At 69.2% G+C, this 21,937-nt stretch carries 22 protein-coding genes; 14 read left to right on the forward strand and 8 right to left on the reverse strand.

What is annotated here, in order from left to right:
- Positions 1-11: 11 nt before the first annotated feature.
- From G6O69_RS06030 to G6O69_RS06045, 4 genes are all read right to left on the reverse strand, one after another.
- Positions 12-362, reverse strand: coding sequence for a cupin domain-containing protein (locus G6O69_RS06030; RefSeq protein WP_172302573.1), 351 nt, complete (start codon positions 360-362; stop codon positions 12-14).
- Positions 363-397: 35 nt separating this feature from the next.
- Positions 398-2,338 carry a response regulator gene (locus G6O69_RS06035; protein ID WP_172302574.1) on the reverse strand — a complete coding sequence of 647 codons (1,941 nt, stop codon included), beginning with the start codon at positions 2,336-2,338 and terminating at the stop codon, positions 398-400.
- Positions 2,339-2,585: 247 nt separating this feature from the next.
- Positions 2,586-3,608, reverse strand: a complete 1,023-nt coding sequence (locus G6O69_RS06040; RefSeq protein WP_172302575.1) for a helix-turn-helix domain-containing protein — start codon at positions 3,606-3,608, stop codon at positions 2,586-2,588.
- Complete coding sequence (locus G6O69_RS06045; RefSeq protein WP_172302576.1) at positions 3,605-4,117, reverse strand: hypothetical protein; 513 nt, start codon at positions 4,115-4,117, stop codon at positions 3,605-3,607. Before G6O69_RS06045 ends, G6O69_RS06040 begins: the two co-directional genes overlap by 4 nt.
- A gap of 192 nt (positions 4,118-4,309) precedes the next feature.
- Between G6O69_RS06045 and gshB the strand changes: the two genes are divergently transcribed.
- The 5 genes from gshB to G6O69_RS06070 all read left to right on the forward strand — a co-directional run bounded on the left by gshB (position 4,310) and on the right by G6O69_RS06070 (position 8,124).
- On the forward strand, positions 4,310-5,275 hold the full coding sequence (gene gshB / locus G6O69_RS06050; RefSeq protein ID WP_172302577.1) for a glutathione synthase: 966 nt from the start codon (positions 4,310-4,312) through the stop codon (positions 5,273-5,275).
- A 29-nt stretch (positions 5,276-5,304) separates the two neighbouring features.
- Complete coding sequence (locus G6O69_RS06055; protein ID WP_172302578.1) at positions 5,305-6,060, forward strand: RNA polymerase sigma factor; 756 nt, start codon at positions 5,305-5,307, stop codon at positions 6,058-6,060.
- A 7-nt stretch (positions 6,061-6,067) separates the two neighbouring features.
- On the forward strand, positions 6,068-7,054 hold the full coding sequence (locus tag G6O69_RS06060; protein WP_176396661.1) for a hypothetical protein: 987 nt from the start codon (positions 6,068-6,070) through the stop codon (positions 7,052-7,054).
- Between the two features lie 35 nt (positions 7,055-7,089).
- Positions 7,090-7,479, forward strand: coding sequence for an STAS/SEC14 domain-containing protein (locus G6O69_RS06065; protein ID WP_172302580.1), 390 nt, complete (start codon positions 7,090-7,092; stop codon positions 7,477-7,479).
- 69 nt (positions 7,480-7,548) lie between these two features.
- Entirely contained in the window at positions 7,549-8,124 is a 576-nt protein-coding gene (locus G6O69_RS06070) for a hypothetical protein (protein ID WP_172302581.1), read from the forward strand.
- Positions 8,125-8,297: 173 nt separating this feature from the next.
- On the opposite strand, the gene G6O69_RS06075 is transcribed toward G6O69_RS06070, so the two are convergent.
- A complete protein-coding gene (locus G6O69_RS06075) occupies positions 8,298-9,455 on the reverse strand; it encodes a citrate/2-methylcitrate synthase (protein ID WP_172302582.1) in 1,158 nt (385 codons plus the stop codon).
- Positions 9,456-9,546: 91 nt separating this feature from the next.
- Between G6O69_RS06075 and G6O69_RS06080 the strand changes: the two genes are divergently transcribed.
- The 3 genes from G6O69_RS06080 (at position 9,547) to G6O69_RS06090 (ending at position 12,832) form a co-directional block, all read left to right on the forward strand.
- Positions 9,547-10,647, forward strand: a complete 1,101-nt coding sequence (locus tag G6O69_RS06080) for a citrate/2-methylcitrate synthase (protein ID WP_172302583.1) — start codon at positions 9,547-9,549, stop codon at positions 10,645-10,647.
- A 117-nt stretch (positions 10,648-10,764) separates the two neighbouring features.
- Complete coding sequence (locus G6O69_RS06085) at positions 10,765-11,781, forward strand: hypothetical protein (RefSeq protein WP_172302584.1); 1,017 nt, start codon at positions 10,765-10,767, stop codon at positions 11,779-11,781.
- Positions 11,782-11,884: 103 nt separating this feature from the next.
- Entirely contained in the window at positions 11,885-12,832 is a 948-nt protein-coding gene (locus G6O69_RS06090) for an EamA family transporter (RefSeq protein WP_172302585.1), read from the forward strand.
- Positions 12,833-12,855: 23 nt separating this feature from the next.
- On the opposite strand, the gene G6O69_RS06095 is transcribed toward G6O69_RS06090, so the two are convergent.
- The 3 genes from G6O69_RS06095 to G6O69_RS06105 all read right to left on the reverse strand — a co-directional run bounded on the left by G6O69_RS06095 (position 12,856) and on the right by G6O69_RS06105 (position 14,943).
- Positions 12,856-13,500, reverse strand: coding sequence for a hypothetical protein (locus G6O69_RS06095; RefSeq protein ID WP_172302586.1), 645 nt, complete (start codon positions 13,498-13,500; stop codon positions 12,856-12,858).
- A gap of 8 nt (positions 13,501-13,508) precedes the next feature.
- Positions 13,509-13,688, reverse strand: coding sequence for a hypothetical protein (locus G6O69_RS06100; protein ID WP_172302587.1), 180 nt, complete (start codon positions 13,686-13,688; stop codon positions 13,509-13,511).
- Positions 13,689-14,103: 415 nt separating this feature from the next.
- Complete coding sequence (locus G6O69_RS06105; RefSeq protein WP_172302588.1) at positions 14,104-14,943, reverse strand: class I SAM-dependent methyltransferase; 840 nt, start codon at positions 14,941-14,943, stop codon at positions 14,104-14,106.
- Positions 14,944-15,014: 71 nt separating this feature from the next.
- On the opposite strand from G6O69_RS06105, the gene G6O69_RS06110 reads away from it, so the two are divergent.
- From G6O69_RS06110 to G6O69_RS06135, 6 genes are all read left to right on the forward strand, one after another.
- Positions 15,015-17,228 (forward strand): D-alanine--D-alanine ligase, encoded by a 2,214-nt coding sequence (locus G6O69_RS06110; protein ID WP_172302589.1) that lies wholly within the window; start codon positions 15,015-15,017, stop codon positions 17,226-17,228.
- Entirely contained in the window at positions 17,225-18,358 is a 1,134-nt protein-coding gene (locus G6O69_RS06115; protein ID WP_172302590.1) for a P1 family peptidase, read from the forward strand. Before G6O69_RS06110 ends, G6O69_RS06115 begins: the two co-directional genes overlap by 4 nt.
- Positions 18,359-18,464: 106 nt before the next feature.
- The gene (locus tag G6O69_RS06120; RefSeq protein WP_172302591.1) at positions 18,465-18,653 is read left to right on the forward strand and encodes a hypothetical protein; all 189 of its coding nucleotides are present in this window, start codon (positions 18,465-18,467) and stop codon (positions 18,651-18,653) included.
- Positions 18,632-19,513: a hypothetical protein gene (locus G6O69_RS06125; RefSeq protein WP_172302592.1), complete on the forward strand. Its 882-nt coding sequence runs from the start codon at positions 18,632-18,634 to the stop codon at positions 19,511-19,513. The genes G6O69_RS06120 and G6O69_RS06125 overlap by 22 nt, the downstream gene beginning before the upstream one ends.
- A 99-nt stretch (positions 19,514-19,612) precedes the next feature.
- Positions 19,613-20,707 (forward strand): hypothetical protein, encoded by a 1,095-nt coding sequence (locus tag G6O69_RS06130; protein ID WP_176396662.1) that lies wholly within the window; start codon positions 19,613-19,615, stop codon positions 20,705-20,707.
- Positions 20,708-20,842: 135 nt separating this feature from the next.
- Positions 20,843-21,937, forward strand: a complete 1,095-nt coding sequence (locus G6O69_RS06135) for a hypothetical protein (RefSeq protein WP_176396663.1) — start codon at positions 20,843-20,845, stop codon at positions 21,935-21,937.

Here is a 21,937-nt window from a genome sequence, read left to right on the forward strand (position 1 = left end):
CTCAGCCGCCCTCAGCCGCCCTCGCGCGCCTTGATGATCAGATACTGCAGCGGCTCGTCATCGCGGTGATTGATGAGCTCGAGGATCTCGCCCTGGGGCAGGTAGACCATGTCCCCGGGGCGCAGGCCGTGCTGCTGCTTGCCGACGATGGCCTCGCCCAGCCCCGAGATCCCGATGACGATCTCCGGGTAGTGCTCCTGGCGGTGGCGACCCACGCGGCCGCCCGGCTCGAGCTCGCAGGCCAACACCGCGGTGAAGGGCGGCGCCGCCTGGCGCATCAGGTTCCAGACCTTGACGGTGCCCTGGCCGCCAAAGAGCTCGCTGCGCAGGTCGGGGGCGCCCTTGCCGAGGATCTCGATCATGGCGCGATGGTACGCCATCGCGCACCATCGCGCCCTCAAGCCGCGGCGTTGCGATCCAGGACCTCGCGCGTGGTCTTGGCGAGCACCCGCAAGGACACCGGCTTTTGCAGGAAGGTCGCCCGCCCGGCCTCGACCTCGGCCTTGAGCTCGGCGACGTCGAGGTTGCCCGACATGAACACGATCGGGAGCTCCGGGACCTGGGCGCGCAGCTGCTTGGCGAGCTCGGCCCCGCCCATGCGCGGCATCGACAGATCCGTGAGCACCATGTTCACGCGCAGCCCCGCGCTCACCCGCTCGAGGGCCTCGGCCCCGTCGCGGGCGACCTCGACCTCGTAGCCCAAGGTCCCCAGCAGCCGCGCCGTCGACTTGCGGACCGCGTCGTTGTCCTCGACGAGGAGGATGCGCTCGTGACCCGGGGGCAAGCTCGCGCGCCTGCCCTCAACCCTGGCCGCCCGCCGCGGGGCCTCGGCCAGCGGCAGGTAGATGTGAAAGCAGGTCCCCCGCTGCGGCTCGCTCTCGACCTCGACGATGCCGCCGCTTTGCTGGACGATGCCGTAGACGTTGGCCAGGCCCAGGCCCGTGCCCGTGCCCAGGGCCTTGGTGGTGAAGAAGGGGTCGAAGATGTGGGGGAGGACGTCCGCGGGGATGCCCACGCCGGTGTCCCGGACCTCGAGCCGCGCGAAGCGACGCTCGCTGTGCTCGCTCGCCGCGCCGCCGCCCAGGCCCTCCGGCTGCTCGACGATCGTGGTTCGAAACCCGAGCTCGCCGCCACGGGGCATGGCGTCGCCGGCGTTGACCGCCAAGTTGACGAGGATCTGATCGAACTGCGCCGGGTCCACGCGGACCCACACGGGCGCGTCGGGGAGCTCGAGGCCCAGCGCCACGCCCTCACCGAGCAGGCGCTTGACCATGCGCGCCGACTCGCGCAGGTGGGCGTTGAGATCGAGCAGGCGCATGCGCATGACCTGGCGGCGGCTGAAGGTCATCAGCTGCGCGACCAGGCCGCGCGCGGACTCGGACACGCGCTGGATCTCCTCGACGCGCTCGAGCGCCGACGAGCTCAGGTCGTGATCGAGGCCCAGGAGATCACACATCCCGACGATCACCGTGAGCAGGTTGTTGAAGTCGTGGGCGATGCCCCCGGCGAGGCGACCGACGGCCTCCATCTTCTGGCTGTGACGGATCCGCTCCTCGAGGCGCCGCTGCTCGCGGAGGTCCTCGAGCAGGGCCATCGCCCCGATCACCTCACCGTCGATGTCGCGCATCGGCGCGGTGTACATGCGCAGGTCGACGAAGCTCCCGTCCTTGCAGCGGCGCAGCCCGTCGACGCCCGAGAAGCCCTCGCCGCCGATGACCCGCTCATAGAGCGCCTCGAAGCTCGACCACTCCTCCGGGGGCACCAGCGGATAAGGCTGACCGATGATCTCTTCGGCGGTCCAGCCGAACACGCGCTCGGCGGTGCGGTTCCACAGGCTCACGCGCTTGTCGAGATCGAGGGTCAAGATCGCCACCGGCGAGGCCTCGATGAAGGAGTCGAAGGTCTGTCGCAGGCTGCGGAGCTCCCGGCGCAGCTCGAGCTCGGCGAGGCTGTGGACCGGTTTCAAGGTTGCCACATAGGCGACCTCGCGCAGCACCATGGGCCGAACACACAGCTCGAAGAGGCCCAGGGGCGTGCTCTTACAGGCCTGGACGGGACCATGGGGATCGGGCGTCGGGCTCCAGGGCAGCAGCGTGTCGAGGCGGATGCCGAGCGTCGTGCTCACGCGGACGCCCTGCGTCGTGCTCACGCGGACGCCCTGCGTCGTGCTCACGCGGACGCCCTGCGTCGTGCTCACGCGGACGCCCTGCCGACCCCCGTCTTCTTCACCCTCATCCCGCGCGTCGAGACCCGAGAGCGCAGCAAAGACAGGGTCGAGCTCGAGCACGCGCCCGCTCGCATCCAGCAGGCACACGCCTACCTGCATCTCTCCTGGCACGGATCGAGGATAGCGATTTGTCGCGAAGCTGCGTCGAAATGCGGCACAAAGAATGGCCGATTGCGAGGGATGTGCCCCCAACTGACCCACACCATCAGTGTGACCAACACTTCGGGTAGATCCACATCCACGCCGAACAATCCGCATATGCCGCATTTCTGCGGACTATTGGTCACGTGGGCTCGAAGTCACCCGCCACGCAGACAGCACGATACCCGCGCCCAGGCGGGCGCGGGTATTGCGACCCTCACAATTCGCTACGCAGCGCGACAATCACACGCTCGACCTGACCCTTACGCAACAATAAATCGTCGTTGGCTTCGTGGTCAGGCAAGCGATCGACGGCTTTGCAAAAGCGCTCGAGGTGCCCGAGCGCCTGACCATTTCCGCCAACCTCGAGGAGCGCGCGCGCGAGGCCATAGTGCGCTTCGAGGTTATCGGGGTCGATCAACAGCACGTGGCGAAAGCCCGAAATGGCCAGCTCGATCTCGCCCCCCCGCAGCGCGAGCTCGGCGAGGTTGCAGCGCGCCTCGGGCTGCTCGGGATCGCTGCACAGCGCCTGGTCGAAGCAGTCGCGCGCGCGCTCGAGCTCACCGGTCAGCGCGAGCAGGCTGCCGTAGTTGGTCCACGCCGCCGCGAAGTGCGGGTCGAGCTCCGCGGCCTGGGCGTAGGCTGCCAGCGCGCGCTCGAAAGCGGGCGCGTGGACGTCGAGGCCGTCCCACTTTTGCTCCTCGCTCAGGCCGCGCTGGAAGGCATCGTAGGCGCTGCCCGCCTCGGGCTCGGGCGCCTTGTTCTTCTGGCCACCGCCGACCCAGGGCAAGGTCACCACCTCGGCTGCCGATCGACGCAGAGTGTCAACGTCGAAGTCGAGCAGCAGCTGGCCGGTGGTCGCGTCGAAGGTCGTCTCGCCCTCTTCGACCAAGATGCGCTCGCGATCGCTGCGGATCCGCAGCCGCGCCAGCGGTGCGTCGACCCGAGGCAGGTGCACGCGCAGCGCGTCGAGGCTGCGGCGCACTCGCTGCAAGGGCAGGCCGGCGTCGAGCAGCTCCTTGGCGACCTTGATCGAGATCAGATCCCGAAAGGTATAAAAGCGCCGCTTGCCCTCGCGCACCGAGGGCATGATGAAGCCGGTCTGAGACCAGTAGCGGATCCGCCCCTCGGGCAGTTCGAACAGCCGCGCGACCTCGGCGACGCTGTAGAGCTGCTCGCCGCCGGGGGCCGGCTGCACGCCGTGATCGTCGAGCTTGGCCTGCATTTCCGTCATCATCATCGCCGCCCTCCAGCAGAGCTGCGCCTTTGCGCCGAGCCTAGCGAGACCACCGCGTCGGCGTCGAGGAGGATCCGCGAGCCCTGTGCGCGGATCACCGGCTGAAGCTCGACACGCAAGGACCGCTCCGGGCACTCGAAGAGCGCCGCCAATTGCGGACGGGCCAGCTCGATCACGCGGCCGCGTACCGTCCGGCTGCCGCGCATGAGCTCGGCGACGCGCTCTGCCGTGGCGTCGTCGGCGGGCTCGCGCAGCAACGCGGCCGCGCGCGCGAGATCGATGGAGAGCATGACCGTGGCGTAACCGCGCAGGCTCTCGCCTTCGGCGCCAGCCTCGAGGTCGCGGTCTCCCTCGACGATGAGCTCTGCCGCCTCCAGGAGAATCTCGAGGGCGCTGGTCGAAAGGGACTCGCGGATCTCCCGCCGGATCAGCGAGATCCGCCGAACGCGCGGCCACGCTGGTCCGAGGAGCTCACGAGCGAGCTGTTGGGCGCTTGGCTCAGATGTAGTCACAGGTGCCACAAGTATGCCTGGCCCAATTGACAGCCACCAAGAAAGCGGCCGACTTCCGATCTACACCTTCGGGCTCGGGGATCCAACTCGCCCCGCGGTCTGTCCTTTGGATCTGTGGGCAGCTTGTGGACGACCTGTGGATGATTCTCCAGGTGCTCGTCTTGGCCCAGGGCGAGGGCTACCCTCCGAACGATGGCCGACGTGCTCTTCGTCCTCGATCCCCTCGATCGCATCGACCCCCGCGCCGACAGCAGCTACGTGATGGTGACGGAGGCCCTCCGCCGGGGGCACAGCCCCTGGTACGCGACGGTGGCCGATCTCGCCCTGCTCGGCAGCGAGGCCTGGGCCCACACCCGGCCGCTGGCCGTCGAGGGCGCCGAGATCGGCGCCCCGCTGATCGACGGCGGCGCGCCCAGGCTGCGCCGCATCACCGACTTCGACGTGGTGCTCATGCGCAAGGACCCGCCCGTGGACGAGGCCTTCGTGACGGCCACCTGGGTCCTCGACCGCGCCAAGTCCCAGACCCTGGTGCTCAACGATCCCGCGTCCCTGCGCAGCTTCAACGAGAAGCTGAGCATGCTCGAATTCCCCGAGCTGATCCCCCAGACCCGCATGCTCAGGCGCGAGGCCGACCTGCGCCGGGCCCTCGACGACATGGGCGGCAAGATGATCCTCAAGCCAGTGCTCGGCTACGGGGGCCGCGGCGTGATGCTGCTGAGCGAGGGCGACCCCAACACCAGCACCTTGCTCGAGCTAGCGACCGGCGAGGGGGCGCACTGGACCATGGCCCAGCAGTTCCTGCCCGCGGCCAAGATCGGCGACAAGCGGATCCTGCTCGTCGAAGGTGAGGTCATTGGCGCGGTCCTCCGCGTGCCTGCGGACGGTGAGCTTCGCGACAACTTTCACACGGGCGGCAGCCCCCACGGCACCCAGCTCAGCCCCCGGGACCTCGAGATCTGTGCCGCCGTCGGGCCGTGGCTGCGCGAGCGAGGGCTGTTCTTCGCCGGCATCGACGTGATCGGCGAGTACCTGACGGAGATCAACGTCACCAGCCCCACGGGGATGCAAGAGGTCAACCACCTCGGCGGCCTCGAAGGTGACGAGACGACACAGGCGAAGTTCTGGGCGGCGATCGAGCGCAAGCTGGCTCGCACCTAGACCAGCGGCCGTGCTAAAGTGCTCACCCCATGAGCCGCCCTCAGACCGTACGTGAGCTGCTGAGCCAAGAGCTCCCCAATCTCTACGCCTTCGCATACCAGATGTGCGGGTCGAGGAAGGACGCCCTGCGCTTCACCGACGAGCTGGCCACCGCCACCTACAAGCTCGACGACGTCAAGCTGCTCAACGATGGGGATCCCGCGCGCACGCTGCTGGGCATGATGGCCCGCAACATGGAAGAGAGCCTCGGGCGCCGCTCCGAGCACAGCTTCGAGTCTCTCGACAACATCCTGCGCTCGGACATCACTCGCCCCATCGACCTGAGCAACGTGGGCCTCGCCGACAACCCGACCTCGGTCCACCTGATGCTCTGGGAGCTCAAGCGCACCTGCCTGACCTCCGTGCTCGGCTGCCTGCCCCCGGGCGTGCGCCTGAGCTTCGTGCTCACGGACCTCGTCGGCCTGTCCCCGGCCGAGGCCGCCGAGATGCTCGGCATCAAGGAGAGCGCCTACCGCGTGCGCCTGACCCGGGCCCGCAAGCGCATCGAGGACTACCTCGCCCCGCGCTGCTTCCACGTCGACCGCGAGAACCCCTGCACCTGCACCGGGCGCCTGATGATCGCCCTCGACGCGGGCTTCGTGAAGCCGCCCACCTCCAACGACGACATCCCCCACGAGCCCCACGACGCCGGCGGTCCCCAGCGCGACGTCGGCAGCCTCTACCGCGGGCTGCCCAAGGTCATGATGGCCTCCGAGCACTTCGAGCGCATGCTCGCCGGAGCTTGAGAACGCCGTGGGCCACGGCGCGCTCGCACTGACGCTCGGCCTGCTCGCGAGCCCACTCGACCTCGCTCGACGAGACGCCTCGGTGTCCGAAGACACCGGGGCGCTCGCATATCTGGCGCCCGCCGAAGACGAGCCCGGGCCGAGCGAGCCCCAGCCCGGCGAGGGCGGCGGCAGCTCGGACCCCAGCCAGACGAAGATCGACGACCCCTTCGCCAGCGCCGGCCACAGCGGCAGCCCATCCCAGGTCCAGCCCGGGCAGCCCGACCCCCAAGCCCAGCCAGGTGGCTTTGGCACCGTCGAGACGGTCGAGGTCGACACCGAGCTCCAGCGCCCGCCGACTGCCGCGCCCGCGCCCACGCCCACCGCGGACCAGCTCTCGCCCAGCCAAGAGCTGTCCATGCGCCTCGAGGTCGGCTACGGCCAGGTCGACCTGCTCAACCTCCAGACCCTCGATCACCAGGGCCTCTCGCTGCGGGTCAACGCCTCTTACGCCTGGGTGTCCGCGCCCTTCAACAAAGCGCCCGACGGACCGCGCGTGGGCATCGGCGTGGCCGTGGCCTACGCCTACCAGGGCATCAACCGCAGCCTCCCCCAGCGCTACACCTTCTCGCGCAGCCACGCCTTGCAGCAGCGCCTCGGCCTCGGCCCCGAATTCGTCGCGCACCTGCACCCGCAGGTCAGCCTTCGCCTCGCCGCGACCATCGGCGCCGCCTTCTACCGCGACACCACCGACAGCGGCCTGCTCGTCGCCGAGCTGCGCGCGAGCCTGCCCGAAGATCAGGTCTTCTTCGCCCTCAGCGGCGACCTGGCCGTGTGCACGGTGTGGGACATGCTCTGCGTCACGGGCGGCAGCGAGCTGGTCTCCAACGCCCGCGCCACCACCGTGGAGGAGGGCGAGTACAGCGTGCGCGTGTCCCCCTGGGGCTGGCACGTGGGCCTGGCCTTCGACCTGCTGCGCGCCCTGGCGAGGACCGGTAGCCAGCCCTCGCGCTGAGCTCGAGCTCACCCCAAGCGCGGATCACGAGCATCATGATCGAGACGATCGACGTGGGTCATTCACGGGTGGTGGGCCTGCGCGCGAGCGGGCGGGTCACCCACCAAGACTACGCCCACGTGCTCGTCCCGACCCTCGAGGCCGCCCTCGCCAGGGCCTCGGCCGCGGGCCACAAGCTGCGCTTTTACTACGAGCTCGGCGAGGACTTCGAGGGCTACACCAAGCACGCGCTGTGGGACGACGCGAAGATCGGCGGCATGCACCTGCACGACTTCGAGCGCATCGCCGTGGTCAGCGAGCACCCGATGATCCTCGCGGCCGTGCGCATGTTTGGGCCGCTCGTCTCGGGCGAGGTCCGCGTGTGGCCAAACCAGGCTCGCGTGCAGGCCCGAGCCTGGATCGGCTTGGCTGACCACGAGAAATGACCGGCCTGGCGCCGAGCCCATGCGTGCGAGACTCGTCCAGACAGCAACAACTCACTCGGTCGCAGGGCCATGGACGTCCACCTCACCATCGACGACATCCACATCGAGCGACGCGAGCTTCGGGTCGCCTATGTGCTGAACAACCTCGAGCAGCGCGCGCTCTTCGTCTACAACCTGCTGCCCGATCGCCACGAGCAGCTCGGCGCCGCGTCCACGGTCCCCGGGTCCGAGCTCGCGCAGACCTGCCTGCTGCCACCGCACACGCTGTTCATGCTGATGGGCCCCGTCCCGCGCAAGATCGTCAATCCCGCGATGGCCTTCTTCGCCCCTCTGGTCCCGGCCTGCACCAAGATCGGCCCCGGCGAGGGCTACGCGGGCACGCTGCGGGCCAAGCTCCCCCTCAGCCAGTGGTCCGAGTACTACGCCCCCTCGCGCGAGGGCGAGCCCATCGCGTTGACCGAGCTACGCCTCGACGCCCTGATCATGTTCGAGGACCAAGTCGACTGGGCGCAGGTCCACCCCCAGAGCGAGCAGGCCTGGACCATCAACGGCGCCGCCATCGAGCGCTCGACCGCGACCGCCCCGCTCGGTGAGCTCGGACTTGCAGTTCATCCGCACCCCGAGGTCGTCCCCTTCCCGAGCTGAGCCGGCCTCCGAGCCCAGCTCGGGGCGCGCTAGTTCATCTTCACGACCGAGCCGCTGACCGTCGCGACGCCGGACGAGGAGATGTCGACCTTGGGCGCGGAGATCGTCACCCCGCCGCCGTCGATCTCGATCGAGCTTCCTCCCGAGGCGAAGGTGATCTCGCGACTCGGAGCTCAGGTCGGGCCGGTGTAGCGGGCCCGCGGGCGGATCAGCTGGTCGCTCGCGTACTGCTCGAGCGCGTGGGCGATCCAGCCAACGCAGCGCCCGAGCGCGAACATCACCAAAGGCGCGTCCGCGGGCAGCTCCAAGGAGCGCGCGAGCGCGACCAACCCATAGTCGGCGTTGGGCGCGATGCCCAGCAGCTGGTCGCAGACCCCCACGAACGCCCGGGCCCGGGCGCTCGCGGCGTTCGTGCACAGCTGCATCAGCGCGCGCCCGCGCGGGTCGCCCTCGCTATAGAGCGAGTGGCCAAAGCCGGGGATCCCCCGACCGAGGCGAAGACGCTCGACGACGATCTCCTCGGCCTCGCCGCGCTCGTCGAGCAGCTCGGCCACGCGCATGGTGTGCCCGCCGTGCTTGTGCCCCGCCAGGGCCGCGAGCGCAGCCGTGACGACCATGTAGGGCGAGGCCCCGGCCGAGGCGACGCAGCGGGCCGTGAACGCCGAGACGTTGAGCCCGTGGTCCGCCGACAAGATCAGCGCGGCCTCGACCCGCCGGCGCGCGCGGCTGCCCAGGCCCCAGCGCGCGGCGAGCTGCTCGGCCACGCTCGCGCCCGCTTCGGGATCTGCGTCGACGGCCACGGCCGCGAGCCCGCGGAGGATCTGCAGGCCGACGCGGCGGATCATCGCCGGCTCCAGGTGGTGCGCCGCAGGATCATCGGCGCCGACCTGGGCGAGGTAGGCGTGGCAGCGCTCGGTGAAGGGCAGCTGGGCCAGGCGCCGGCGCGTGGCCGCGCGCAGACGCGGGAGCTCGACCTCGGGCAGCGGCGCGCCCCACAACAGCTCGGCGACCTGCTCGAGGGTGTGGGTCTTGGCCAGCGCGAGGGCGTCGTGGCCGCGGTAGCGCAGCTGACCGTCGGCGATCAGCGTGAGGCCCGAGCCGAGCACCGGCATGCCGTGGATGTCGAGGGCCTCGCGGGCGACGGAGCTGGGATCGCGGCGAGCCGCGCGGCGCTGGACCAGGCGCTCGATGTCGTCGGCCAGGTACTCGCGGCGCCGCGTCCCCGGGACAGCCTGAGAGCGGACCAGGCCGCGGCTGACGTAGGCGTAGAGCGTGGACCGGCTGACGCCGAGGCGTTCAGCGGCGGCCTCGGCCGAGAGCAAGGTGGGCATGCTTTGATCATGTCAAACATTGACATATCCATCAATGATTGATTTATGAATCAACGTTGACAACTAAAAGCACGACCGCCATGAACAGAGCATGAAGATCGTACCGGGACTCGAAGGGGTGTTCGTCGCCAACACAAGGCTCAGCCGCGTCGAGGGGGAGGAGGGCCGACTGACGCTGGCCGGCTACGCCGTCGACGCGATCGCCCCCGCCGTCGAATTCGAGGCCATGGTCCACCTGCTGTGGCACGACCGCCTGCCCGACCCCGACGAGCTCGCGAGCTTGCGCGCGGACATGGCCGCGGCCCGCGAGCTCGACCCGGCCACCCTCGCGCTCCTGCGCCGGGCCGCCGAGCGCGGCGTGGCCCCGATCGAGGCCCTGCGCATGGGCCTGGCCAGCCTCGGCCTGGGCGAGGTCTCGCGCGAGCGCGCCCTCGCCTGCGTGCCGGTCCTCGTCGCCTGCTACTCGCGGCTGCGCGCCGGGCTCGAGCCCATCGCCCCCGACCGCAGCCCAGGCCAGGGCGTCGCCGCCGAGTTCCTGCGCGCGAGCACGGGCGAGGCCCCCTCCCCCGCCCAGGTCCGCGCCCTGAGCACCTACCTCAACGCCGTCTCGGACCACGGCTTCAACGCCTCCACCTTCACGGCGCGGATCATCGCCAGCACCCAGGCGCCGCTGCTCGCGGCGATCGAGGGAGCACTCGCCGCGCTGACGGGGCCGCTGCACGGCGGCGCGCCGGGGCCGGCGCTCGAGGCCCTGCTGGCCCTGCGCGAGCGCGGCGGGGACCTCGACGCCGAGACCCGGCGCTGGGCCGCGGCCAAGATCGACGCCGGCGAGCGGATCATGGGCTTTGGCCACCGCGTCTACCGGACCCGGGATCCGCGAGCCGACGTGCTCGGTGCCGCGGCGAGCGAGCTGCTCGCCGGCGGCCAGCTCTACGAAGACGCGCGCGTGCACGAGCGCGCCGTGCTCGAGGTGCTCGCGGCGCGCAAGCCTGGCCGGACGTTGGCCACCAACGTCGAGTTCTATACAGCGTTACTGCTTCACGGCCTGGGCTTCGACGCGGATATCTTCACCTGCGTGTTTGCGATCGGTCGCGTCGCCGGCTGGACCGCCCACTACGCCGAGCAGGCCCGCGAGGGCCGGCTAATCCGCCCGCGCGCGGGCTACTGCGGCGCCCTCGACCGCAGGCTCTGAGCGCGGGCGTCTTCGCCCATCAAAGCGATATCAAGGCCCGCCAGCACGTCGTCAGCACCTTCGTTCGATTTTTGCCGCCGACTTGGCTCGCCTGTATGCAATGGGTGCGAGTGAGCCATGACGCTCCCAACCCCGGAAAACCTGGCGAAGTATACTGTCGATCCGCTGGGGCTCGGTGACTGGCGACACGTGGCGCAGATGCGCGACTGGGCCTGGCTCGAAGCCTTGATCGAGCACCCGGTCGGAGAGCAGCGCAACTTCAAGCTGTGGTTTCCGTCGTTCTTTGGCAGCTACGCCCGCCTGCAATTCGACGGCAGCACCTTCCTCGGGCTCAGGGAGCGGGTGACCGGCGTCGCACGCCAGGCGAGGGTCAGGGCGCTCGAGCAGATCGCCGCGACCATCGGCTCGTCGTCATCGGCCTTCGCCGGCTACTACTTTCCCTATCTGACGAACGTCCATGCGCCCGACGACATGGGCCACGTCGACTTCCCCGTCCGCGATCCAGAGGCCAATTTTTGCGTCACCGGCTCGATGAACGGCTGCGCCCTCGTCGTGACCGAGGCGCCCGCGGGCGGCGGAAGGATCTCGCGCACGCACCTGCGCGTCTATCACTACCCGAGCCCCGGATCGCACGCGAGCTTCCTGTCCAAGGCTCGCCGCGACCGCTACCAATGGACCACGCGGGTGCCCCTGGTCGACAGCCCCGTGTGCTCGATCTTTCTCGACCAGCTGATCTCCTGGAAGCACTGGTGGGGCTTTTACGACTACGCGGGCAGGCGCCACGACCCGCGGCGCTTCTTTGGTGAGAGCGAGTCGCCCTGCGCGCTGAACATGCTCTACTGGGATGGCGAGACCTGGCGGCTGCTGTCTCAAAACCAAAAGCTGCGCCCCGACGTGACCCACAAGTACAAGGGCAAGAGCGTCGGCCTCACCCTCGAGCGGACCGGCCTGCTCCAACGCGCGAAGCTGCGCGACCTGCCCTCGCGCCCGCGCTGGGTCGAGGCCTACCTGCACGGCGACATCCCGCGCTCGAAGTGGCTGCAGGACATGGCCTACCACCTCATCTACGAGCGCGGCTGGGACCGCGAGTCCGTCACCCGCCGCTACGAAGAAGAGTATCTCGCGCTGAAGTGAGGCCCGCCGACGCCGAGCGCCCGCGGCGCTCTCGCGTCCTCTACATCGCAGACGAGCTGCGCTTGCGCAGCGCCTCGCGGCATCGGAGGCTCGGGCCGCGCGCATGAGCGACTCTCCCCTCTCCGGCCTCGGCCTCGTGCTGCTCACCGCCTCGTCCTGGGCGATCCTCGACGCCTTTCGCAAGCGGCTGAGCGCCGAGCTGCGCCCGGCCGCGCTCCTGGTCCTGCTCAACGCCGGGCTGCTGCCGGCCTTTGCGATCTGGTGGGCCGCCCGCGGCGGGACGATCACCGACATGGCGGCCTACGCCTCCCCGGGAGCGATCGCCATGGTCCTCAACGTCGCCGCCAACCTGCTCTACCTGGCGGCCCTGCGCGCCTCGCCGCTGAGCCTGTCGATCCCTTTCCTCGCGCTCACGCCGGTGTTCTCGACCCTGGTCGGCCGCCTCAGCCTGGGCGAGCAGCTGGCCCCCGTGCAGCTCGTCGGGGTCGCGCTCGTGGTCCTCGGGGCGCTGACCTTGGGGCTCTCGCGCAGCCGCGCCGAGCAGTCTCCGAGCCGCGACGACGCCCCCGAGCCCGCGCGCTGGTGGTCGACGCTGCTGCTCCCCTTTCGGATCTTCTCGCGCGAGCGCGGCGCCTGGATGATGACGGGCGTCGCCGCCTGCTGGGGCACCTCGGCGATCTTCGACAAGCTCGCCCTGCGCCACGCCGCGCTCCCGGTCCACGCGCTGATCCAGACCGTCGCGGTGATCGTCGCCGGGCTGGCGCTGCTCGCCCTGCGCGGGCGCCTGCGCGAGCTCGTCGCCCTCGACCGGCGCACCTGGGGGATCGTCGGGCTCGCGACGCTGGCCAACACCCTCGCGCTGAGCACCCAGCTGATGGCCTATCGCGCCGCGGTCGTCGCCATGGTCGAGACGATCAAGCGCGCCGTCGGGCTGGTCTCGGCGATCACCCTGGGGCGGCTGATCTTTGGCGAGCCGGTGGATCTCGCCAAGGTCATGGCGATCGTCACGATGATCACGGGCGTGGCGCTGCTGACCTTGGGCGCGCGCTGAGCTGGCCGAGGCCTGGTATGAAATCAGGGCCGAAGCGGACCCATGAACGAAATGATCCACGCACTGGAGGACAGCTCCCCTACGGGAACGAAGTCATGCTGTGCACGATATCGGAGAGGGATCCGTTCTTGGGAGATCTTCTTGTCTTCGCAGATGACGAGTTCCCAGCCCTTGGGGTTTTCCCCTCGTCCAAGCCCGTCCAGCCACCCTTCGATTTCCTCCACTCGACGAGAGCGAAAGACTGACTCCGCCTCGAGAACACAAAAACTCGCGCACAAACGCGCCCGCAGCTCCTCGAGCATCTCTACAAAATTCATGCGAACACTCTCGCGTTCGATTTGGCGCTCGTATACTGATCCCGGCTCACAAAGGGTCAACGTCGAGCAGCCTTCGACGTCGGACCACAATAACAGGCTCCACTGTCGTCGTTCCCGGACGAAGGGGATCTCTAGCCCGTCCCAGTCGCTCGTCGCTGCCAGAGCATCACTCAGTTCAGCGAACTCGAGTGACTCCCATTCGTAGCGCAGCCGCCCCCCTGTCAGGCTTAGCCTATCCGCGCTCAAACACGAGGGGCCCTCACCGTTGAAAACTACCGCCTCCAAAATTGGAACGAGTTCTTCCCTATCGAGCTCCACCGGAGCAAAGGTCGCATAGTAGTCCGTCGACATTTTCCCTCTCAGTCTACGAAGGTAACAACCGGAGGCTGCTTCTTGCGTAGGAACTCAGCGGCGTCTTCCGCTGCTTCTCCGCGCTCGAGTTTGTACTCGATGTCAACAGGAGGTGCCCCTTTTTGACACATGTCAATCGCCTGCTTCAACTTTCTATCCTCCTTGAGCTGTCGCGGCTTGATCGTCACGCCCTTCCCTCCATCCAGGGCGCTTTGATCGGACTTGCACTGCACAATCTTCGTGATTGGTCCCCCAGGAGCACTCCGAGTCACGTGATCGACTTCTTTTGTCGCCGAACACTTTTTACAACGAAAGTGTGCACCCACGTCGTTGCCTGCCTGGATTTCACTGCGATTATGGATAACACACCTCATTTCGAACGCATCCCCGGCCTTGCGCCCTTCAGCCAAGCGTGCCGCCTTCTGATCGACGGTAGAGGCATCGAGGCGCGTGATTGGCTCACACTCCCAGGCGTGATTTCCACAGTCATCGTTCCCTGTGCCACTCGACAGATGAGCCCCTAAAGCAACCTGAGTCATGTACTGAACGCCCCTGACACTCTTGTCGAAATTTCGAAACAAGTGTTTCCTCGACACAGGATAGTCAGCGTGAGTTCCAGCCTTGGAGCGCGGCGTCGAGGTGCTCGAGCCACGCCCGCCAGCGCGCCCGCCCCAGCCGCGACGCCTCGCCCCGCGCCCGCGCCATCCCGGCCAGGGCGGCCGCGGTCCTGCTGCGCTCGTGCGTCAGCCAGCGTCGCCACAGCGGATCCTCCCCACGCGAGAGCAGCGGGCCGAGCTCGCGGGTGCGGGCGTCGAGCTCGAGCACGCCGCCGCGCTCGAGCACCAAGATCGTGTACAGCCGCCCGGCCTCGAGGGCGAGCTGCTCGTGCACCAGCCCCCAGCCCAGGCCGACCAGGCGCACGCGCAGCTCTCCCAGGCGCGGGAAGCCGTCGTTGGCCTGGAGCACCAGGCGGCGCGCGCCCTCGAGGTGTCCGCCGGCCTGCGCGCGGGCGATGAGCTCGCCACACAAAGGCGCGCCGACGCCCGCGACCGTGATCGTGGCGACCTCACCCGGGGCGAGGATCTCGGCCCCGTCGCCGAGCCGGAGGGCCACGCGCTGCCCGAGGCCGAGGCGGTCGCGCGTGGCCGCGGCGCCAGCGAGCGGGCCGGGGTTGAGATCACCGGCGATCGCCCGCGGCACCCGACCCTCGGCGACCAGGCTCAGCGCCAGGTAGCCGTGGTCACAGCACAGATCCGCCACGGCCTCGCCGGGGAGCACCCAGTCGGCGAGGGCACGCAGCCGCGGGCCGAGGGGCGGGAGCGCGTCCGCCTGGGCAGCGGGGGGCTCGGAGGGCTCGGGGGCCTCGGAGGGCTCGGCGGCGGGGCCGGCAGCGCCTCGCGCCTCTTGCCCCGCAGCCGGCGCCCTGGGTATCTGCGCGGCCACGCGGCCATGAAAGCACGATCCTTGCACCCTTTCGAGGCCCCCCGGCTCCAAAGCGCTGCGAGAAAAAGCCGATGCTGATCGCGCTCACCCACAACCTCCAGCTCGACGCCCACGACGAGGCGGAAGCCGAATTCGATCGCCCCGAGACGATCGCCTTCTTGGTCGAGCAACTGCGCGCCCTCGGGCACAGCGTCGAGCCCGTCGAGCTCGGCGGCCCGCTCGAAGCCAGCGTGGCGCGCCTGCGCAGCCTGGCCCCCGATCTGGTGTTCAACACCGCGGAGGGTCGCCGCGGGCGCATGCGCGAGGGCCTGTGGCCGGCGATCTTCGAGGAGCTCGGCCTGCCCTTCACGGGCTCCGACGGCTTTTGCTGCACGCTCACCTTGGACAAGCGCCTGAGCAAGCAGGTGGTCGCCGCGGCCGGCGTGCCCACGCCCTGGTCGCTCTTCGTCGAGCGCCTCTCGGCCGTCGACGTCGACGCGATCGAGTACCCGGTGTTCGTCAAGCCCAACTTCGAGGGCAGCTCCAAGGGCATCACCGGCGACTCGCTGGTCGACGGCCCCGCCTGCCTCGAGGCCACGCTGGCCGCGATGCTCGCCCGCTACCCCGAGGGCGTGCTGATCGAGCGCTACCTCGTCGGCCGCGACCTCACGGTGCCCTGGCTCGAGGGCGCGGGCCGGCCCCGCGGCGTCGCCCGGGCGACCCGCGGCGTGCTCCCGGTGGCCGAGTACAGCTTCGAGGGCCGGGGCCCCGGGGCGATCTACGACTACGAGCTCAAGCAGATCGACAGCGAGGCCGTGCGCGTGCACGTGCCCGCGCGCATCGACGACGCCCTTGTCGAGGAGCTGACCGACTACACCCAGCGGGTCGTCGGCGCCCTCGGCCTGCGGGACTTCGCGCGCCTCGACTTTCGCCTCGACGAGCGCGGCCGCCCGCACTTCCTCGAGGTCAACGCCCTGCCCAGCCTCGAGCCCGGCGCCTCCTTGTGGCTGGCGGCCGAGGTCGCGGGCATGCGCGAGCCCGGCCAGGTGCTCGAGGCCCTGCTCGCCAGCGCCTGCGCCCGCCACGGCCTGCGTCCCCGCGCCAAGAGCTCGCGGCCGCGCGCCAAGGCCCTCAACGTGGCCGTGATCCACAACCTCAAGCGCGACCCCGGCGACGAGCGCCAGGCCGAATTCGACTCCCAGGCCACCGTCGACGCCCTCGCGGGGGCGCTGCGCGGCCTCGGCCACGAGCCCGTGCTGCTCGAGGCCGACCGCGAGCTGCCCCGGCGCCTCGCCGAGGCCGAGGTCGACCTCGCCTTCAACATCGCCGAGGGCTTCGCCGGGCGCAGCCGCGAGGCCCAGGTCCCGGCGCTGCTCGAGCTGCTCGAGATCCCCTACACCGGCTCGGACCCGGCCTGCCTCTCGCTGTGCCTCGACAAGGCCCTGGCCAAGCGCGTGGTCGCCCAGGCCGGCGTGCTCACGCCCCCCCACGCGATCATGCGCGGCGGTGAGCGCCTGCCCCCCGGCCTCGACTTCCCCCTGGTCGTCAAACCCCTGGCCGAGGGCAGCTCCAAGGGCGTGCTCGGCAGCTCGGTGGTCCAGACCGAGGCCGAGCTGCGCGCCTCGGTCCGCGAGATCGTCGCTCGCTTCGCCCAGCCGGCCCTCGTCGAGGCCTACCTCCCCGGCCGCGAGTTCACCGTGGGCCTGCTCGGCGAGCGCCGCGTCCGCGCGCTCCCGGCCATGGAGATCGTGTTCACCGATCGCAGCGTGGCCCACCCGGTCTACGGCTACGGCCACAAGACCGAGACCGAGTCGGGCGTGCGCTTCGAGGTCCCCGCCAAGGTCGACGAGCGCCTCGGCCGCGAGCTCGCCCGGGCAGCCCGGCGCGCGTTCACGGCCCTGGGCTGCCGCGACGTCGCGCGCATCGACCTGCGCCTCGACGCCCACGGGCGCGTGCACTTCATCGAGTGCAACCCCCTGCCGGGGCTGAGCCCGGGGTGGTCCGACCTATGTGTGATCGGCGAGGCCGCCGGCCTGCGCTACCAGGACCTCGTGGGTGCGATCCTCGAGCCCGCGCTGCGCCGGCTCCGGGCGGGCCGACGCGCGCGCCAGGTCGAGGCCCAGGCCGCGACCGCCGACGAGGATGAGGCCGACCCCGACCCCGACCTCGACGCGGATCTCGACGCTGGCGACGATCTCGACGCCGATCTCGACGCCGACCTCGACGCCCCCGCGCGCTCGACCAGCGAGCCCGAGGCCCTCCGCTTGCGCCTGCGCACCGCGACCATCGAAGCTTCCTCCCCGTGACCGCGACCAAATCTGCCAACGGCCGCCGCCGACGCTTGCGGGAGCTCGGCGTGCACATCGGCCGCTACCCGCCCGGTCGCTACAACGCGATCACCGACGTCCCCGGCGTCCAAGTTGGGCACTGCACGCTGATCTCCGGCGAGGGTCCCCTGCGCGCCGGGGTCGGCCCCGTGCGCACCGGCGTGACCGCGATCCTGCCCAACCGCGGGCAGGTCTTCGACCAGCGCGTGGTCGGCTCGGGCTTCATCCTCAACGGCGCCGGCGAGGTCTCGGGGCTGACCCAGGTGATGGAGTGGGGGCTGATCGAGACGCCGATCGTGCTCACCAACACCTTGTCGGTGGGCACCTGTTCCGAGGCCGTGGTCGACTGGATGCTGCGCGCGCACCCGGGCATCGGTGTGGATCACGACGTGGTCATCCCGGTGGTCGGCGAGTGCGACGACTCGTGGCTCAACGACGCCGCGGGCCGCCACGTCCGCCTCGAGCACGTCCACCATGCGATCGCCAACGCCCGCGGCGGACACGTCGAGATGGGCTCGGTCGGCGGCGGGACCGGGATGGTCTGCTGCGATCTCAAGGGCGGGATCGGGTCGAGCTCGCGGCGCCTGCCGGTAGAAGAGGGCGGGTTCACCCTCGGGGTGCTCGTGATGTCGAACTTCGGGGTGCTCGAGGATCTGCGCATCGACGGCGCGGCGGTCGGGCGCGAGCTCGCGGCGCGGGCGGAGTTCCAGGAGAAGGACCGGCGGGTGGATAACTACGGGAGCATCATCGCGGTGATCGCCACGAATGCGCCCTTGCTGGCCCATCACCTTCAACGGCTTTGCAAGCGAGTCGCGCTGGGGATCGGGCGCGCCGGGTCCTGGGCGGCGCACGGCTCGGGGGAGATCGTCGTGGGCTTCTCCACGGCGAACAAGGTCCCGCGCGAGAGCCGGGAGATGACCTATAAAATGAAGATCCTCTTGGATCAGCGGATGAACCCGCTCTATCGGGCCGCGGTGGAGGCCACGGAGGAGGCCATCATGGACAGTCTTTGCATGTCCTCGGGGATGATGGGGCACAGCGGACACTTTGCGCCGGGGCTGCCGATGGAGGGCTTCGCGGAACTGATGGAGGCGGCCCGCAGGCGCTGAGCCTCGGGTCTTCGAGGCCACCGCGCCGCGGCCCTCGTCCCGACACGCGCTGCCGGGGTCGACGAGGCTGACGTTTCGCGGCCCCGCGGCGTATCCTCCGACTCGCATGTCGAGGACCGCCCCGCTCCTGCCTCTCGCCGAGACCGCCGCCGGCTGCGACGGTCTTGGTACCTGCGCCTACGCCTTCGGCCAGGGCGTGCTCGTCGACCTCACTGCCCACGGCCATCGAGACCAAGCTCAGCTCGGTGCCGAGGCTGACCCGGAGGACGCGCCATGCCCGGCTGCCTACCGCTGATCCGTCACCTGTTCGACAGCATCCAGGCGACACACTTCCGCAGCGATCCGTGGCTGGATCTCTTCGGCATCTACGGGTTCGGGTACTTCGGTGACAACGGGATCTGCGACGTGCAGACCCTGCGCAACAACTTCGACAACTACAAGCAGCAGTGCCAGCAGATGATCCAGTGGGGGGTCATGGATCGGCCCACGGTCAACGACGCGCCCTCGTGTGGTCAGAGCGCCAACGCGCTGTGTGCCATGTTCAAGGGCAACGGCCAGCGCACTCGCCTGCAGTACAGCTGCGAGCTGCTGAGCGTGCTGCGCCAGCGCGTCAGCGACGGGCGGCCGCGACTGCTCCGCATCCAGGTCGGGAGCCACGCCTACGTCATCGAGCAGGTCGCCACGCCCCTCGGCAACCCGCTGGGCAACGTCTATCAGTCCAACATCGCGGTCTACGGCTACACCGATCGCGGCATCAGCCTGAAGGACTACCTCGACCACTACAACAACCCCATCGACCTGCTCCAGCACCTCGATCTCCTGGCCGAGCTCGCCCGCCCCGGCCCACGGATCGCGCGCTACCGCCTCTACAAGCGGCTGTTCCTGACCGACGGCTTCATCCAGCGCAATAGCGAGGAGGAGATCATCAAAGGGTTCAACCGAGCCCACTGCGACGGCCTGCTCGACCAGCGCCGGAGCGCGGGCGGAGCGGTGACACGGGGCCAGCTGCAGGTCACCCACCTGTCCTGGGCGCCGCTCACTGCCCTCGACATCCGGCAGCTGTGCACCAACGTCGAGACCCTGCTGTCCTACCACGTGGTCTCGGCCAGCCAAGCCCGCGCGCTCGCGCCCACGGTCCTGCGAGACTTCGCCTGACGGCGGCGGACCAGAGCCGCACTTCGATCCCGCCCCTCGCCGGCCTCGACGTCGATGCCAGCTTCACCATCCCGCCGAAGTTCAGTGCTAGTGTGTGGCGTGCTCGAAGCCAATCCGACTGGCCCCCTCGCGCTCGCAGCTGTCGCGCTCGCGCTCGCCGCGGTGACCTGCGACAACACCCCCCTGACGACGCCTCCAGCCCCGAGATCCATCTCCGAGCCCGCCACGATCGTCGAGGCCGAGCCGAGGCAGAGGCTCCCCGCTGGCGACTCCCTCATCGTCGGGATCTGCCAACCCGACCATGACCGCGTGTGTGTCTTGCACGAAGATGGTCGAGCGTCGTGCGCGTCGTTCGAGTCCGGACAATTCGAGGACCCGCTGCCAGGTGTCGAGGGCGCGATCGAATTCACCTGCAGCCATGGCGGCTTGTGCTTCCGGAACAACCACGACCTCCTACGTTGCGTCGACGAACACGGGTCCGAGCGGGTCGTCGAGGGCATGGAAGGCCCAATTCGATCGATCGAAGACAACTGCGCCATCGACGAGGCCGGTCAGCTCATGTGCTGGGAGGACGACTACATCGCCAAGCCCAAGCTCTTGCCCGAGACCACCGAAGGCGAGTTCGGTGAGCTCGTGCGGGTCATGTTGGTGCGCGATGGAGCGAGCGGCTGCTCGGTGAACACCGACGGCGAGCTGTGGTGCTGGGACTACGGCGAATACTCCTTGCCCGTCGATCTCGGCCTGCCCACCTTCTACAACAAACACTCCGAAGCCCACGAATACCCCCCCCGCCTGATCACCAATGTCGGACCGGCCGAGCAAGTCAAGAGGCTCACGTTGCACAAGCACACGTTCTGCTGGCAGGGTGCCGAGGGCTGGCTATGTACGAATCTCGAAGGTGAGATCGGCCCGCTCCCAAACTGCGCGACGCACCCCTGCACCTGCGATTTTCCGTGCATGGGCTGCACGAGCGACAATCCTTGCCCGGCCTGCCCCGGGCGCAGCAGGCTCAAGTGCAGCCCTGGCCCGAGCCTCGACAGCGTCGAGTCGACGGGTCAGCGGTCCGACAACGGGTGGATCGTCGACGGAGTTGTCCTCTACAGCCGGATGTGCGCGGTCGACAGCGCGGGCAAGGTCTGGTGCATGAGCGACAACCACGTCCCGCGCGAGATCGTCTTTTCGGATCCAGACTGAAGATCGGGGTCGCACGGTCGAGGCAGACTCGGGGGCACGATCGAGACCAGAGCCGCACTTCGATCCCGCCCCTCGCCGGCCTCGACGTCGATGCCAGCTTCACCATCCCGCCGAAGCTCAGTGCTAGTGTGTGGCGTGCTCGAAGCCAATCCGACTGGCCCCCTCGCGCTCGCAGCTGTGGCGCTCGCGCTCGCCGCGGTGACCTGCGACAACACCCCCCTGACGACGCCTCCAGCCCCGAGATCCATCTCCAAGCCCGCCACGATCGTCGAGGCCGAGCCGAGGCAGAGGCTCCCCGCTGGCGACTCCCTCATCGTCGGGCTCTGCCAACCCGACCATGACCGCGTGTGTGTCTTGCACGAAGATGGTCGAGCGTCGTGCGCGTCGTTCGAGTCCGGACAATTCGAGGACCCGCTGCCAGGTGTCGAGGGCGCGATCGAATTCACCTGCAGCCATGGTGGCTTGTGCTTCCGGAACAACCACGACCTCCTACGCTGCGTCGACGAACACGGGTCCGAGCGGCTCGTCGAGGGCATGGAAGGCCCAATTCGATCGATCGAAGACAACTGCGCCATCGACGAGGCCGGTCAGCTCATGTGCTGGGAGGACGACTACATCGCCAAGCCCAAGCTCTTGCCCGAGACCACCGAAGGCGAGTTCGGTGAGCTCGTGCGGGTCATGTTGGTGCGCGATGGAGCGAGCGGCTGCTCGGTGAACACCGACGGCGAGCTGTGGTGCTGGGACTACGGCGAATACTCCTTGCCCGTCGATCTCGGCCTGCCCACCTTCTACAACAAACACTCCGAAGCCCACGAATACCCCCCCCGCCTGATCACCAATGTCGGACCGGCCGAGCAAGTCAAGAGGCTCACGTTGCACAAGCACACGTTCTGCTGGCAGGGTGCCGAGGGCTGGCTATGTACGAATCTCGAAGGTGAGATCGGCCCGCTCCCAAACTGCGCGACCCACCCCTGCACCTGCGATTTTCCGTGCATGGGCTGCACGAGCGACAATCCTTGCCCGGCCTGCGCCGGGCGCGGCAGGCTCCGATGCAGCCCTGGCCCGAGCCTCGACAGCGTCGAGTCGACGGGTCAGCGGTCCGACAACGGGTGGATCGTCGACGGAGTTGTCCTCTACAGCCGGATTTGCACGGTCGACAGCGCGGGCAAGGTCTGGTGCATGAGCGACGACCATGTCCCGCGCGAGATCGTCTTTTCGGATCCGGACTGA

This window comes from Pseudenhygromyxa sp. WMMC2535, from assembly GCF_011083025.2.

Coding starts and splice junctions, on each gene's coding strand:
- G6O69_RS06030 (WP_172302573.1), bottom strand. CDS start 362: ATGATCGAGATCCTCGGCAAGGGCGCCCCCGACCTGCGCAGCGAGCTC.
- G6O69_RS06040 (WP_172302575.1), bottom strand. CDS start 3,608: ATGATGATGACGGAAATGCAGGCCAAGCTCGACGATCACGGCGTGCAG.
- gshB (WP_172302577.1), top strand. CDS start 4,310: ATGGCCGACGTGCTCTTCGTCCTCGATCCCCTCGATCGCATCGACCCC.
- G6O69_RS06055 (WP_172302578.1), top strand. CDS start 5,305: ATGAGCCGCCCTCAGACCGTACGTGAGCTGCTGAGCCAAGAGCTCCCC.
- G6O69_RS06065 (WP_172302580.1), top strand. CDS start 7,090: ATGATCGAGACGATCGACGTGGGTCATTCACGGGTGGTGGGCCTGCGC.
- G6O69_RS06070 (WP_172302581.1), top strand. CDS start 7,549: ATGGACGTCCACCTCACCATCGACGACATCCACATCGAGCGACGCGAG.
- G6O69_RS06075 (WP_172302582.1), bottom strand. CDS start 9,455: ATGCCCACCTTGCTCTCGGCCGAGGCCGCCGCTGAACGCCTCGGCGTC.
- G6O69_RS06080 (WP_172302583.1), top strand. CDS start 9,547: ATGAAGATCGTACCGGGACTCGAAGGGGTGTTCGTCGCCAACACAAGG.
- G6O69_RS06085 (WP_172302584.1), top strand. CDS start 10,765: ATGACGCTCCCAACCCCGGAAAACCTGGCGAAGTATACTGTCGATCCG.
- G6O69_RS06090 (WP_172302585.1), top strand. CDS start 11,885: ATGAGCGACTCTCCCCTCTCCGGCCTCGGCCTCGTGCTGCTCACCGCC.
- G6O69_RS06095 (WP_172302586.1), bottom strand. CDS start 13,500: ATGTCGACGGACTACTATGCGACCTTTGCTCCGGTGGAGCTCGATAGG.
- G6O69_RS06110 (WP_172302589.1), top strand. CDS start 15,015: ATGCTGATCGCGCTCACCCACAACCTCCAGCTCGACGCCCACGACGAG.
- G6O69_RS06120 (WP_172302591.1), top strand. CDS start 18,465: ATGTCGAGGACCGCCCCGCTCCTGCCTCTCGCCGAGACCGCCGCCGGC.
- G6O69_RS06125 (WP_172302592.1), top strand. CDS start 18,632: ATGCCCGGCTGCCTACCGCTGATCCGTCACCTGTTCGACAGCATCCAG.